This window comes from Alteromonas sp. ABM1_013 (genome assembly GCF_056160505.1).
This window is the reverse complement of sequence record NZ_JBSWXH010000004.1, coordinates 226387-240699: the sequence shown is the minus strand read 5'-3', so window position 1 is coordinate 240699 and position 14313 is coordinate 226387. Positions and strand designations below refer to the sequence as shown.

Here is a 14313-nt window from a genome sequence, read left to right as displayed (position 1 = left end):
AACATGCCCGTTAGCAACGGGCATTTTATTACGCACAGTAAACCCATTCGCAGCATTGTTTCGTAGCACATCTCATAAGAACTTTATTTTCTGCTCAAATTACAAGGAGCGTGCAGCACATGAAAGCGTCCGATTTATTTGTTAAAGCGTTAGAAGCAGAAGGCGTGGAATACGTCTTTGGTATCCCAGGTGAAGAAAACCTCGACTTACTTGAGTCGTTGCGCGAGTCCTCTATTAAACTGGTGCTGACTCGTCACGAGCAAGGCGCTGGTTTTATGGCTGCTACATATGGCAGGCTTACCGGAAAAGTGGGCGTGTGCCTTTCGACCTTAGGGCCTGGGGCCACTAATTTAGTCACGCCCGCTGCCTATGCTCAGTTAGGCGCCATGCCAATGTTAATGATTACTGGGCAAAAGCCAATCAAAACCAGCAAACAAGGTCGCTTTCAAGTTATCGACATAGTGGACATGATGCGACCTATCACCAAATTTACCAATCAGGTTGTTAGTGGAGACAGAATTCCTTCAACGGTTCGAGAAGCGTTCCGTCTTGCTTCTGAAGAACGGCCCGGCGCGGTACATATTGAGCTACCCGAAGATATAGCAGCAGAGCAAACTAGCGCGCAGATATTAACGCCAAGCAGTACGCGAAGACCGATAGCTGAATATAAAGCGATTACTTCGGCAATTACGATGATAGAAGAAGCGCAGTCTCCGCTCTTGCTTATAGGCGCCGGAGCAAACAGAAAGCTAACAGCGAAAATGCTCAGGGAGTTTGTTGATAAAACCTGCATTCCATTTGTTACCACCCAAATGGGTAAAGGGGTACTAAACGAAAGCGATCCGCGTTTCGCAGGGAATACGGCATTATCTGATGGCGACTTCGTGCACCGAGCGATAGAACGGGCTGATCTTATCATTAATGTGGGTCATGATGTGGTAGAGAAGCCGCCGTTTTTCATGCATCACAACGACAAAAAAGTTATTCACGTTAACTTCGACTCAGCAGCCGTTGACCCCGTCTACTTTCCTCAATTGGAAGTCGTTGGCGACATCGCTAACAGCATCTGGCAAATAAAGGAAGGCATTACTCCCCAAGACAGTTGGAAACTCGACTTCTACAAAGATGTGCATCAAGCCTATGTAGAACACCGCGCTGAAGCAGAAGATGACAATCGTTTTCCTATTTTACCCGAAAGATTTGTTAGAGATATTCGAAAGGTCATGCCAGATAACGGCATTGTCACCTTAGATAACGGTATTTACAAAATTTGGTTTGCGCGTAATTATCCTGCTTTTCATCCCAACACCCTGCTTTTAGATAACGCTCTTGCCTCAATGGGAGCGGGCTTACCATCTGCCATTGCGGCTAAATTAGTAAAACCGGAGGCGCCAGTACTCAGCGTATGTGGCGATGGTGGTTTTATGATGAATAGCCAAGAAATTGAGACAGCTGTAAGGCTCAACCTAGACTTGGTGGTGATCATCTTGCGCGACGATGCGTACGGAATGATTAAGTGGAAGCAAGCAAATATGGAGTTTGACGAATTTGGTTTGGACTATGGCAACCCAAATTTTGTTAAGTATGCGCAAAGCTATGGTGCTCAAGGTTGGCGTGTGGACGATACAGACGTGCTTATTCACATGGTAGATAAGTGTTTAAACACAAAAGGTGTGCACATTATCGATTGCCCTGTTGATTACAGCATGAATGACGAAACATTAAACCACACCATTAAAGAGCTGAGCGCCAAGCTTTAAACACAGTATTGAAAAGGTAAGGAGTTAAAAAATGTTGAAGGAAAGCTACCCATACTATTTAGCCAGTGAACCCGAATACGCGAACACCGACCTAGAGGTAACCAATAAATATACCGGAGAAGTAGCGACTAAAGTTGCTATGGCTGGTACTGATACCATTGATAAAGCAATAGCTGCGGCAGAGAAAGCGCAGCCGGCCATGGCCGCAATGGCGCCTTATGAAAGACAGGCAGTGTTAGAGCACTGTGTTAAACGCTTTACTGAGCGCGCAGACGAACTGGCGCAAGCTTTGTGTATTGAAGCAGGTAAACCTATTAAAGACGCCAAGGGCGAAGTGACCCGATTAATAGACACCTTTAAAATTGCCGCCGAAGAATCGGTTCGTATCAATGGTGAAACGGTAAACTTAGAAATATCAGCGCGGGCAAAAGGTTATCAAGGCATGACCAAAAAAGTCCCCATTGGCCCATGCTCGTTTATATCACCCTTTAATTTTCCGCTAAATTTAGCTGCACATAAAGTGGCTCCTGCCATTGCCGCAGGTTGCACATTTGTGCTTAAACCGGCCTCGCGTACACCTATTGGGGCACTTATTATTGGCGAAGTATTGGCAGAAACAGATTTGCCCAAAGGGGCGTTTTCAATTCTGCCGTGTAGCCGTGATGGCGCTGACTTGTTTACCACAGACGAAAGACTAAAACTGCTAAGCTTCACGGGCTCTCCGGATGTGGGTTGGGCACTTAAAGCAAAAGCCGGTAAAAAGCCAGTTGTGCTAGAGTTAGGTGGTAATGCCGCTTGCGTTATTGATGAAGATGCTGACATTGAAGACGCTATCGAGCGCGTGATTGTTGGGGCTTACTATCAGTCTGGTCAAAGCTGTATCAGTGTTCAGCGCCTTTTAGTACATAGTAAAATATACGATGAATTTAAGTCGCGCTACGTAGAAAAGGTAAAAGCATTGGTGTCTGGTGACCCTTCAAATGAAGATACTTTCATCGGCCCCATGATTTCTGACGGCGAAGCTGAACGTTTGCACGGTTGGATTACAGAGGCCAAAGAAAAGGGCGCATCTATCTTATGTGGCGGTACTCGCGAAGGCGCAATGCTTGAAGCTACGGTTATGGAAAACGTGCCCAAAGACTGTGATGCCAGTGCCGAAGAGGCGTTTGGTCCGCTATCTATTCTAGAGCCTTTCGACAACTACGACGACGCGCTTAAAGAAGTAAATAACAGTCGTTACGGACTTCAAGCTGGTGTGTTTACTCGCGATATTTATAAAGCACATAAAGCTTGGGATGAACTAGAAGTGGGCGGCGTTGTTATTGGTGATGTGCCTAGCTGGCGGGTGGATAACATGCCTTATGGCGGCGTTAAAGATTCAGGACTAGGTCGAGAGGGTATTCGCTACGCGATAGAGGATATGTCTGAGACGCGTCTTATGGTTATTCGAACGCCCCAGTAAGCTAAGAAAGCTTTTTATTAATAAATAAAAAGAGCATGTTTAGGCAAACATGCTCTTTTTTATGATTAGTTTCATCAACCAATATTTGGTTTGAAAGGCTCACGTTGAAGCTCATCAGTGGAAAATATCTTGTCCAATCCCCTAGTTTTTGTCAGCCGCATATTCTTCCAACAAAGATAGCGGAATAATATCTAGGGCTTTTTCATGGGTAGCTTCCAGTCGCACCTTGGGCGCAACACCGGCTTCATAAGCTTCTAACCAACGAGCAGCGCACAGGCACCACCTGTCACCGTCGAGTAGACCGGGAAAAGACATGCTAGGCCAAGGGGTTATCAAATCGTTACCCTGTCGTAAGGAAAACTGTAGAAACTCATCGCTAACCACAGCGCATACACTGTGATTGCCCACATCAGCATCGGGTACATAGCAAAAACCTTCCCGGGTAAACCCCGTATTTCCACAGCAAAGCTGGAGCGGTCGACCATATACATTTTTTGCGTTTGCCAAAATCAGAACCCTCTTTCACAACGTATATTCTTATAATGTGTTTTTATCTAGGTGCCTATTTAGAAATATAAAGGTGTACGTCTTAAATGCTCACCCTAATGTATTCACCTTATGACCCTGAATGGTAGGGGTCAATAGAAAAGCACTCGTGTACTTACGTTTAAAGGTAAAAAATCGTGCTCGATAAAAGTAAAAAAACTGGGGAAGTTAACTTTTCTGAAGAAGAAATTTCGCGCTTTGACTCACTGGCAGAGTCATGGTGGGACCCCAACGGCAAATATAAGACAGCCCTTGAGTTCAATCGAGCGCGATTGGATATCATTAAAGCGCAAATAGAGAGTCATTTCGGTAAAGGTAACCTCCCACCGGATTATTCGTCTTTGTCTATTGTTGATATAGGTAGCGGCGGCGGGCTAATTAGCGAGCCTCTGGCCAAGCTTGGTGCAAAGGTAACTGGCATTGATGCAAGTGCAGTAAGTGTGGAAGTGGCAAAACGCCATGCGGAAAAAAATGGTGTATCGGTAACTTATAAACACATGTTGTCCAGTGAACTAGTTAAAGAAGCACAGCAATATGACATTGTTATAAACGCTGAAGTGGTAGAGCATGTGCCAGATCAGCAGCAGTTAATTGATGAATGCGCTAGCTTGGTAAAACCGGGCGGGTTGCTTATTCTTGCCACTTTAAACCGAACACTTAAAAGCTTTGTAATTGCTATTGTGGGGGCTGAATACGTAATGCGGTATTTGCCTGTGGGAACCCATGATTGGCAAAAGTTTGTAAAACCTAGTGAATTAGAAAAATGGGTCGGTGAAGACTTCACACTGAAACATCAGATAGGTATGAAACTCGACCCTTTCAAGAGAGAGTGGCTAACCACTTCTAGCCTTGCGGTAAACTTTATCCAATCCTATTCCAGAAGTTGATAACGGTTTATTAATTGTGTTTATGGTTTGTATTTCGAGTGAAAATGGTATGGGCGAGTATACTCTCGCGTGAGTACTATCTTGCTGAATTTAATAGATATTGATAGTTAGATGACGATAAATATCACAACTTGATGTTTATCCTCCTTCTTAAAGTTTCAACATGAAGGTTGATCTTTACAGTGTGTTTACATAATTATAACAAAGGTCTGACCACAGACCACAACGTTATAATTATGAGGCACACACACGATGAGAATATCCAAAAATAATAGAGCAAGGAATGCTCTCATTGTTACTTTGCTTGCCATAACAGGCGCTGTCAGTTCACTATTTGGAGGGGCAGGACAAGCCTTCGCAGGAACATACGCAAAAACTGAAAACCCCATAGTATTGGTCCACGGCCTGTTCGGCTTTGAAGACATACTCTTTGTAGATTACTTTTATAAAGTTCCGCATAAACTCAGCCGCAACGGCGCTGTGGTATACATTGCCGAAGTTTCACCAGCAAATTCCACAGAAGTGCGCGGCGAGCAGTTGCTTGAGTATATAGACGAAGTACTCGCCCTATCAGGCGCCGACAAAGTGAATCTAATTGGGCATAGCCACGGCGGCCCAACGGCACGTTACGCCGCAAGCGTGGCGCCAGAAAAAGTTGCTTCGGTAAGCTCTGTCGCCGGTGTTAATTGGGGCAGTAAAGTCGCAGATGAATTACGGGATGCTTTCGCTGAGGGCTCAGTGGGAGAAGGCGCCGCTGGCGTCGTTGTTAATGCATTTGCCAACATTATTGAAATTGCGTCTGGGTCAGATCCCCGTGATAAACCCACCGACTCAATCGCTGCACTTGATTCTCTATCAACTGCAGGCTCAGTAGCGTTCAATCAAAAATACCCTGAAGGCATGCCTACCGCCTACTGTCGCAACGACGGTAAGATGTTGGCTGAAAATGGCGTGTATTATTTCTCATGGAGCGGCGGAAGAACTTATACCAATGCTTTAGACATTGTCGACCCTTTCCTAGCTATTACTGGCACTGCGTTTAAAGAGCCAAACGATGGCTTAGTCTCAACGTGTAGCTCGCACTTGGGCAAGGTGCTAAAAGATAACTACAAAATGAATCACCTCGATGAAGTAAACCAGAGTTTTGGAATTACGCACTGGTTTGAAACCGATCCGGTAGATGTGTTTGTACGTCAAGCTAATCGTCTTAAGAGATTGGGCTTGTAGTGACAAAAGGTAAAGTACGCCATGCGTACCCAATACTCACAGGGTTAGTTGCTCTGTTAGTATTGGGTACTATTGTTTATATCCTATTTGCACCTGACACCAAAAAAAATGGTGCTGGGCCTTCCACCGAACGCTTGGAAGTTAGCAGGCAAAAAGAAACCAGTGAAAAGCTGGGCGAGAGTGGAACAACGCGTAAGGAGACAGATGCGCGCCTCCATCTAAAGAGCGAAGCAGAAAGCGCAAATAAAAGCCTTACTCCTTTTAAGCTTAACTATTCAACCAAAGACGCTTTCGACCGCTTTATATTTACGCGTACAACAGACGACCCGCAAACCGTTAAGTTTGCCTATACCACCTACGTTAGCAACGTGTTTACGCCAACTACCCAAGCGGTAGCGTCTGACTTATTTACCCGATATGTAGATTATAAAGTGGCGCTTTCTTCCATCGAGACGGAGGTCGACTTGGCTACTCATAGTTTACAGGATGTGTCTTACAAACTTGATGAGCGCGAGGGGATAAGACGCACCTACTTCAACGACACCGAATACCATTATTTATTTAGGCAAGAAGCGCAGGTGGACGAGGCGGCGCTAGCGCGTTTACAACTTGCTCAGGAAAGCACGCTGTCTAGGGATGAAAGAAAAGCGCTTATTGTTGAGTCACTGAAAACGGGAAATCAAGCCGAACGCGATGTTTTCCAGCCAACGCTGAATATACATCGCATCAACGAGATAAAACGCAGTTATAGCAATATTAATGATCGGTATAACGCAGTGGCGGCAGAGTTTGGAAGTACGGTAGCAGACCGCTTTGCGAAAACCTGGGAAAAGCAGGCTAACTGGAAAAACAAAATTGCTGACTATGAAAAATATCGCGACAACTTATCGAAGCAGTCAATTACGGTTAGCGAGTTAGAAAGCGCGCTACAGGAATACCAGATTGCACATTTCACCGACAATGAGATAAAGCGTCTAAAAGTTATTACAGGGTCGTAAACTGACAGTAGCGCAATATAGTTGTGAAAGACTAGACGTTAGCCTTTTCCCCTGCAAATGGTAATGCAGAGGTATAACCATAAAAGTACTGAATAGTTCTATACATAGGCAGAGTGATTTGAAAGCGGATTGTGCAGTTACTAATCTAGAACGAACCCTATATTTAACATTCTGTCATAAGGTTTGTGGCAATCAATATGAAAATCTACGAAACGAAAACCGCGCCCAACCCACGTCGAGTACGCATGTTTTTAGCCGAAAAAGGCATTGGTGTTGATTACGTGCAAGTCGATATTCAAAAAGGTGAAAACCTAAGTGCAGAAATGCGCGCTAAAAACCCATTAGGGAAAATACCCATCCTAGAGTTAGATGACGGTACCTGTATTGCAGAAACCGATGCCATCTGTACTTACTTTGAAGCATTGCAACCAGAGCCCCCTTTAATGGGAACAACGCCCGTTGAAAAAGCAACGATATCTATGTGGCAGCGCCAAGTAGAGTTAGCCTTCATGATGCAAATTGGCATGTGCTTTCAACATACCACAGGTTACTTTAAAGATCGTATGACACCTGTACCTGAATATGGCAAAGAAGCGGGTATCAACGCGTCTAAATATCTCAATATTCTAGAACGCCGACTTGGTGTAAAAGAATATATCGCTGGCGATACCTTTTCTATCGCCGACATAACCGCGTTATGTGCTATGGATTTCGCCCGAGTGGTAAAAATTCGTATGACTGACGACCACGTTAATTTAGCGCGCTGGTATGAGGCCGTAAGCAACAGAGCGAGTGCAAAAGCCTAATGATAGATTTATATACCGCAGCCACCCCTAATGGTTGGAAAGCGTCAGTAGCGCTTGAAGAAATGGGACTTGAATATACAGCTCATGCTGTAAACTTAATGAAGGGCGAGCAGAAAACACCAGAGTTTTTGGCGATGAACCCGAACGGACGCATACCGGTTATTATTGACAGAGAAGCCGATGGCCACCTTGTTTTCGAATCCGGCGCCATTATGATTTATCTCGCTGAAAAGACCGGAATGTTCTTACCCCGCGATGCTAAGGGAAAGAGCCAAGTTATCCAGTGGCTAATGTTTCAGATGGGTGGAATAGGCCCTATGATGGGGCAAGCTAACGTGTTCCATCGTTATCTAGAAGAAAAAATCCCTATTGCTATTGATCGATACCAAAACGAAGTTAGACGTCTGTTCACCGTGCTCAATGGCAGGCTAGAGGATCGTGAATATCTGGTAGACGACTATAGTATTGCTGACATGGCTAACTGGTGCTGGGTGCGCACTTACGAATGGTCTGGTGTTAGCATTGAAGGCTTAGACAACCTAATACGCTGGAAGAACAGTATTGAAGCGAGACCAGCAGCAAGGCGCGGCGTAGAAGTGCCCAATAAAATTGATAAAGAGGCGCTGCTTAAAGGCGCCAAAAATGTGGTTACTAAATAATGCTTTTAACTGAATCGACAAACCGATTGAGCCAGCCTGATGCCATACTCGGTTTGTAAATCAACTCAAAATGCTCTTCATGGCAAAAGTCATAATCTGATACGGAGACGCAAGTAAGATCATGACTTTTCGCTATGAAGTCAGGTACGTAGGCCAAAGCCAGTCCTTGCCTGACAATAGACAGCAGTGTGCCAAAATCATTACATCGATAGTGTATAGAGCGGGGGACTTTGTCGTCTCTCCACCCATCAGAGCCTATGCCCCGTTTTATTCCACAAAAAGGTGAAACGTCAGGGCAAGCAAAAGCGAAAGCGAACAAACTTTGACTTGTTAATATACCGTTCTTTGCTTCAGCTAACGCAGGGTGGTTTTTTGCGGCCGCAACCACATAGGTAGACGACCCTAATAATATGCTATGCAGAGACGGGTCTTTCTCTCGTTCTTCCATTGCAAAAGAGGTGGCGATAGCCACGTCGCTACCCCCTTTAGAAACGCTATCCAGCGCTTTCCCTTCCCAGCAAGCGTGGATATTGACGTGAAAGCGATCTTGTGAAGAGGAAGGTTTAGCAAGCAAAGCTGGCAAGTAATATTGAAGCAAGAGTGATGGGCCAGAAACGGTAATGTTGTATAAAGCAGTATTACCCCTAAACTCACTGAGTGCCTGATCGGCTTCGTGCACAAGATGAGTGGCATAAATAAGGAATTTGTTTCCCCGTTGGTTGAGTCGAATATGTTTACCTACGCGGTCAAACAGTTGGCTTTCTAACTGTTGTTCTATGCGTTTCACCACTTTAGACAGTGCGCCTGTGGTAACCGATAAGTGCACAGACGCTTTATTCAAGTTCTCATGTTGTGCAACAACAATAAATTTTCTTAAGTCTTCAATATCCACGGGTTTGCCGCCTCATTGTTTCCGGTTGGGAATTGTACATGTATTTATTGTAGCTTAATTGTAGGTGGTTCCTGTGCCAGTATCGCCATAATAAAATTGTTATTAAGCGTAAAAGATTTATGAAGCGTCTTTATTTGACTGTCTTGTGTTTATATATGGTGTGCACGGGAGCAACGGCGACAACCACAAAAGGACTAAGTGCAGATGGCATTAGTAAAGCATCCAATGCTAGTTCTTCTATACACGCCGGTCATAAAAACCACAAAAGAGTTGGTTCTCACGGTATGGTGCTATTTACAGATGGCGCTGAACTCTATGCGAGTCACTTACCCCTTTATTATTCGCCACATGATTACCAAATTATTTATGCAGTAGGAAGTCCGCATAAAGCTACGCTAATTGCGTATCTACAAGCAGGCTCAACCTCTCACAGCAACATGGTGACCCTGTTACCAGAAAATTTTGATTTAAATAAACTTGTTGATGGTGAAAGGTTTTCCATTCCAGCACAGTTTTATAAAGGTCATTTTGAGCGAGGTGGCACTAAGTGGTTGGGTAAATCGGAACTGACATTTGAAAAGCTATTGTTTAAACGTCGCTTGGTAAAACAATACAAACCGCCACATTCTGACGACGATAGCGTTACATATCAGCCTGATGAAAAGTGGGCTAGCATCAGCCTCGGTGACAAGTATTTATACATTCACCTCATTGGCGAACGCCCATCTTTTGATGCACTGTTTATCGTTGACGATTGTCAGGAAAACCTAGGAAACATGCTGGGCGAAAGTGTGCCGAGCAAAGCCCAAATTAAAGAGGTTTTTTCCCACTGCGAATCGCCTTTTCTAGTGTACTTCGAAACACAGGATTTTGCGCACTGACGCCGCTGATCTGCACTAGCGTGATTTCAGTTTTAAGATTTTACGCTATCACTTATGGCTTTGATATGTTCAGGGCCTATGCCGCAACAGCCTCCAATGATACTGGCACCTGCCGCTATCCATGATTGAGCGTAATCTGCATAGCGCTGTGGCGTTATGTCGTCACGCAGCTCTGACAAAAGGGCGTTAGCTTCATGCTGACGCTTCCTTTCTGAAAAGCTATTGGCGTATGCACCAGTAGCAATGTTTTCATTCAACTGTCGGGTAATTGTTAGTGCATTTTCCATTTCTTCAGGCTGTGAACAATTAAAAAGTACGCTTTCAACACGCTCCAGTAGAGGCGCGATTTTTTCTAGCGGCTCGCCTGAACGAAGAGTTACCGGCTCGTTTGACGACGCTCTATTATGCAAAGAAAACGACAGCCAAATGGGACGAGAAGACAGTGTTTTTATTAGTGAAACTACAGCATCAGCTTCTTCAATAGAGCAAGCCGTTTCAATAAGCCAAACATCCACAAAAGGCGCTTGCGCTTTGATAAGAGGCGTTAAAATCTCTGCCACTCGTTCTGCATCGAATAAGTCTGGGCGGTACGAACCAAAAGCAGGTGGCACACAGCCCGCGACTGATAACTTGTTGCTTTTATCCTGCTGAAAAGTAACGGCTTCCTTTGCTAGCTTAGCCGCAGACTCGGCCAGCGAAAATGCTTGCTCGTTAAACGCGGTTTCACCAATATGAAATGGAACGAGGGCATAGGCATTTGTAGTGATGACAGTGGCACCAGCATTTAGAAAGTGGGTATGAACCTCACGCACTAGCTCAGGGGTCTGCATTAATGCCAGTGCGGACCATTCCGGCTGCCTAAAAGGTGCACCAATCTTTTCAAGTTCACGACCCATACCACCATCTAGAATATGAATCACTTTGCTACTTACTGTCATGAAAACCTTAGCTGCACATCTGAATAGTTAGAAATAATTAGCCTGAAGCGCTAAGTTTGCGCTTCCAATCGATTGGGCCTTTACGCCCACGTGACCGGGGCTAATTTGCGCGGGAGTAATTCCTCGCATATCCAAGTCTTTCAGCGCACTTTGGGTTGCTTCAACTAATAATTCTTTTATGTTGCTGGGTATGGCGCCGTCAATGATTACGCCATCTAAATCCAAAAGGCTCATCGCGCACTGTGAAGCGAATGCCAGCCCTTTGGCTGTCTCGCGCACCCAATTTTTTACAAGTGAATCATTGCACTGCCAGTAAGAGGGTGACTCATAAATGTGCTTAGCGTTTTCCCCCGCTTTTTCTAACTCGCTTTCCAATAGATAAAGTGAAGATTGCGTTATTAACTGACGCTGCTGATTTTGACTAAAAAAGGGCAACGAGCCAATAGCGCCGGCATTACCTGTTTTGCCATTGATAAGCTGATTGTTAAGTACCAGTCCACCGCCTAAAAACGTACCAACAAATATGTATAAAAAGCTATCGTAACGCTTTGGATTGCCGAACGACATCTCCGCGCTACACGCTGCTCCTGCATCATTTTTAATGAAAACAGGTAGGTTTAATAAGCTTTCAAGTTCGGTTTGTGGGTCAAACTCTTTCCATTCTTCTAACTCTTTTTTCGGCGCGCCTGCTTCCTCTGCCCAACTCCAAATTTCAAAAGGCATAGCTACGCCTAAGCCTCTAACCATCTTTTGCTGTGCTGCATCTAGGTTTTTGATTAAAACATTGAATGCACGCTCTGCAAAGTTCAGTAGGTTGCTTACCGTTGGATAGGCGAACTTTTCGTGAAGGGTGGCTTTAACATTGCCTTTTAAGTCGAGCAAGGTTATGTCGAAACTACGGCGACCAACTTTGAGGCCGATACTGAACGCACCGTTAGCATTCAATCCGAAAGGTACCTTAGGCTGCCCTACACCGCCTTTTATAGGCTTTAGGCGTTTGACCAATCCATCGGTTTCTAACTTCTTGATAATTACCGTTGCAGACTGCGCCGACAGCCCAGTCAATTGTGCAATTTCAGCTTTAGGTAAGGCAATGCGTTGCCGTATTAAGGTTAAGATCGCGCGCTCATTCGCAGAGCGATCATCAAGTAATTCTGGTGCGTTTTGTTGTGGCAGGTGAAAAGCCGATTCAATATTCAAAGTAATTACTATCTACCGTTAAAAAATGAAAGAGTTTAATAATACCAATGCGCATAGATAATTGCCCATTCAGAAGACGCTGGCAAGTTTCCTAGCGAAGCGTGGGAATGCAGGAATGTGTCCCCTTTCAAACTCCCAGAATGAAGCTATGAATCCTACCAGACCTTTCAAATAAAAATTTTAATCTTTTTAATACAATAGGTACACATCCTACAATCCTTTTAAAAAAAGTAAATCAATTGGGTTGATTTAATGGTTTTGTTCGTCAATACTATGCCGCAATTAATTAACGATTCGTTAACCTTACGTATTGTGCGCACTAGGTTAACGTCCCTTATTGACATTTTTTGAGTGAGGCTGGTATGAAAATCTTGTGTTTAGGTGAAGTGCTTATTGATATGTTAAGCCAAGGTGCAGCGCCCAAAGATGGCAACATACCAGCCATGAAGCCTTTCCAGCCTTATGCTGGTGGCGCGCCTGCTAACGTGGCGGTTGCTGTTGCCCAACTGGGTGGCGAAAGTGCGATGGTATCGAAGGTGGGTGACGATACTTTTGGCGCCTTTCTTAAAGAAATGCTTGAACACTACAAAGTAAATACGGACTTTGTGTGGACCACGCAGGAAGGCAATACGGCACTGGCGTTTGTGAACTTGGATGCAGACGGCGAGCGTTCGTTTGATTTTTATGTCGATAACGCTGCACATAAACATATTTCAGAGCAAGACTTGTCGACAATTGATTGCGACAAAAATACCGTGCTTCACTTCTGTTCAGGTTCAATTTCAGGCCCTGAACTTATTCCTGGCACCGAGTTTATTTTAAACAAGGCGAAGGAAAACGGCATGATGGTGTGTTTAGACATTAATTATCGCCCAGCGTTTTGGGATGACACAGCCAATGCTCCAGCACGTATTGATGAGGCTGCTAAAAAAGTTTCTGTGTTAAAGGCAAGCCGCGAAGAACTTGCAGAGCTTTATGGCGAAGAAAATGCCGATGCAAAAGTACAGCAGTGGCTAGATAGCGGTGTGAAGGTTGTATTGGTAACAGACGGTGGCGAGCCAATTCACTATATTACCAAGTCGTTTAGCGGCACGCTGGCATCGCCAAAAATGGATGTAAAAGATACCACCGCAGCCGGTGATTCGTTTATCGGTGGGTTCCTGTATTTCCTTTCGACCAAAGTTAAGAACGCGGATGAGTTCGATGCGTGGGCTGAAAACTTTGAAAATGTTAGCGAAGCGACTGAATTTGCTATTCGATGTGGTGCTTACACAGTAACCCAGTACGGTGCATTCAGCGCACTGCCTACGCAGGAAAATATCGCTAAGTAGGAAACGCTAAAAAAACGCTTTCAAAGCTGTGAAGCAGGCAATAAAAAAGGGTTCGATTGAACCCTTTTTTGTTTTTTTAAGCTGAGCAAATATTTCAAGTGTCGATGGCAGCCTAATTCAATACGTTAAATTGACTAGTGCTTATCGGCTCTGCTTTGGAACTTACGCTCTTCGGTATTGACCTTAATCCATTCACCCGTGCTGATGTATTCTGGCACTTGAACTACTAGACCGGTCGAAAGCGTTGCTGGTTTGGTACGAGAAGTAGCAGACGCACCTTTGATAGACGGGTCGGTCTCAACTACTTCTAGCTCTACGCTCATTGGCAAGTCCAAGGCAACGGGTACTTCGCTAACAATGACAACTTGAATGCCATCGGTTTCTTCGTTAATAAACAGAGCTTCGTTCTCAATGCTCTCTTTGTTCAAGTGATAAGGGGTGTAGTCTTCCTTATCCATGAATACATATTCTTCGCCATCAATATACGAAAACATAGCAGGACGACGAATTAAGTCAGCCATATCTAGGGTGTCTGAGTCTTTAAAGGTTTCATCGTATTTGGCGCCTGTTACTACATCGTACATGCGCATGCGATAGATGCTGCCACCAGCACGACCTTGAGGGACAGAGCGTTCAATGTCTCGCACGATGCAAGTTTTTCCGTCAAATACCACAGTGTTATTCTTTTTAATTTCACTAGCCTTAGGCATGGCGATTTCCTATTGT

Annotated in this window: 14 protein-coding genes; 9 read left to right on the top strand and 5 right to left on the bottom strand. The window is 44.6% G+C overall.

Features of this window, described 5'->3' with window-relative positions:
• Positions 1-119 precede the first annotated feature (119 nt).
• The gene (locus ACXAGK_RS12960; protein ID WP_474856547.1) at positions 120-1760 is read left to right on the top strand and encodes an acetolactate synthase large subunit; all 1641 of its coding nucleotides are present in this window, start codon (positions 120-122) and stop codon (positions 1758-1760) included.
• A 31-nt stretch (positions 1761-1791) separates the two neighbouring features.
• Positions 1792-3222: an aldehyde dehydrogenase family protein gene (locus ACXAGK_RS12955; RefSeq protein WP_474856546.1), complete on the top strand. Its 1431-nt coding sequence runs from the start codon at positions 1792-1794 to the stop codon at positions 3220-3222.
• Between the two features lie 141 nt (positions 3223-3363).
• On the opposite strand, the gene ACXAGK_RS12950 is transcribed toward ACXAGK_RS12955, so the two are convergent.
• On the bottom strand, positions 3364-3729 hold the full coding sequence (locus tag ACXAGK_RS12950) for a DUF2237 family protein (RefSeq protein WP_269918491.1): 366 nt from the start codon (positions 3727-3729) through the stop codon (positions 3364-3366).
• A gap of 176 nt (positions 3730-3905) precedes the next feature.
• On the opposite strand from ACXAGK_RS12950, the gene ubiG reads away from it, so the two are divergent.
• The 5 genes from ubiG to ACXAGK_RS12925 all read left to right on the top strand — a co-directional run bounded on the left by ubiG (position 3906) and on the right by ACXAGK_RS12925 (position 8345).
• A complete protein-coding gene (gene ubiG, locus ACXAGK_RS12945; protein WP_474856545.1) occupies positions 3906-4655 on the top strand; it encodes a bifunctional 2-polyprenyl-6-hydroxyphenol methylase/3-demethylubiquinol 3-O-methyltransferase UbiG in 750 nt (249 codons plus the stop codon).
• A gap of 252 nt (positions 4656-4907) precedes the next feature.
• Entirely contained in the window at positions 4908-5882 is a 975-nt protein-coding gene (locus ACXAGK_RS12940) for an esterase/lipase family protein (RefSeq protein WP_474856544.1), read from the top strand.
• Positions 5882-6880, top strand: a complete 999-nt coding sequence (locus tag ACXAGK_RS12935) for a lipase secretion chaperone (protein WP_474856543.1) — start codon at positions 5882-5884, stop codon at positions 6878-6880. The genes ACXAGK_RS12940 and ACXAGK_RS12935 overlap by 1 nt, the downstream gene beginning before the upstream one ends.
• Before the next feature lie 197 nt (positions 6881-7077).
• Positions 7078-7686, top strand: coding sequence for a glutathione S-transferase family protein (locus ACXAGK_RS12930; protein ID WP_474856542.1), 609 nt, complete (start codon positions 7078-7080; stop codon positions 7684-7686).
• The gene (locus tag ACXAGK_RS12925; RefSeq protein ID WP_474856541.1) at positions 7686-8345 is read left to right on the top strand and encodes a glutathione S-transferase family protein; all 660 of its coding nucleotides are present in this window, start codon (positions 7686-7688) and stop codon (positions 8343-8345) included. The genes ACXAGK_RS12930 and ACXAGK_RS12925 overlap by 1 nt, the downstream gene beginning before the upstream one ends.
• On the opposite strand, the gene ACXAGK_RS12920 is transcribed toward ACXAGK_RS12925, so the two are convergent.
• Positions 8338-9237: a LysR family transcriptional regulator gene (locus ACXAGK_RS12920; protein WP_474856540.1), complete on the bottom strand. Its 900-nt coding sequence runs from the start codon at positions 9235-9237 to the stop codon at positions 8338-8340. The two genes, ACXAGK_RS12925 and ACXAGK_RS12920, sit on opposite strands and share 8 nt — an antisense overlap.
• Before the next feature lie 119 nt (positions 9238-9356).
• On the opposite strand from ACXAGK_RS12920, the gene ACXAGK_RS12915 reads away from it, so the two are divergent.
• Complete coding sequence (locus ACXAGK_RS12915) at positions 9357-10118, top strand: hypothetical protein (protein ID WP_474856539.1); 762 nt, start codon at positions 9357-9359, stop codon at positions 10116-10118.
• Between the two features lie 32 nt (positions 10119-10150).
• Here the strand turns inward: ACXAGK_RS12915 and ACXAGK_RS12910 are convergent, their stop codons facing one another.
• Together ACXAGK_RS12910 and ACXAGK_RS12905 are read right to left on the bottom strand one after the other, a co-directional pair.
• Positions 10151-11056, bottom strand: a complete 906-nt coding sequence (locus ACXAGK_RS12910; protein ID WP_474856538.1) for a homocysteine S-methyltransferase family protein — start codon at positions 11054-11056, stop codon at positions 10151-10153.
• A 27-nt stretch (positions 11057-11083) separates the two neighbouring features.
• Positions 11084-12256 (bottom strand): ROK family transcriptional regulator, encoded by a 1173-nt coding sequence (locus ACXAGK_RS12905; protein WP_474804119.1) that lies wholly within the window; start codon positions 12254-12256, stop codon positions 11084-11086.
• A gap of 362 nt (positions 12257-12618) precedes the next feature.
• Here ACXAGK_RS12905 and ACXAGK_RS12900 point away from each other — a divergent pair, with 362 nt between their 5' ends.
• Positions 12619-13587 carry a carbohydrate kinase family protein gene (locus ACXAGK_RS12900; RefSeq protein ID WP_474856537.1) on the top strand — a complete coding sequence of 323 codons (969 nt, stop codon included), beginning with the start codon at positions 12619-12621 and terminating at the stop codon, positions 13585-13587.
• Between the two features lie 134 nt (positions 13588-13721).
• Here the strand turns inward: ACXAGK_RS12900 and efpL are convergent, their stop codons facing one another.
• Positions 13722-14297 (bottom strand): elongation factor P-like protein EfpL, encoded by a 576-nt coding sequence (gene efpL, locus ACXAGK_RS12895; protein ID WP_025257482.1) that lies wholly within the window; start codon positions 14295-14297, stop codon positions 13722-13724.
• Between the last annotated feature and the right edge of the window lie 16 nt (positions 14298-14313).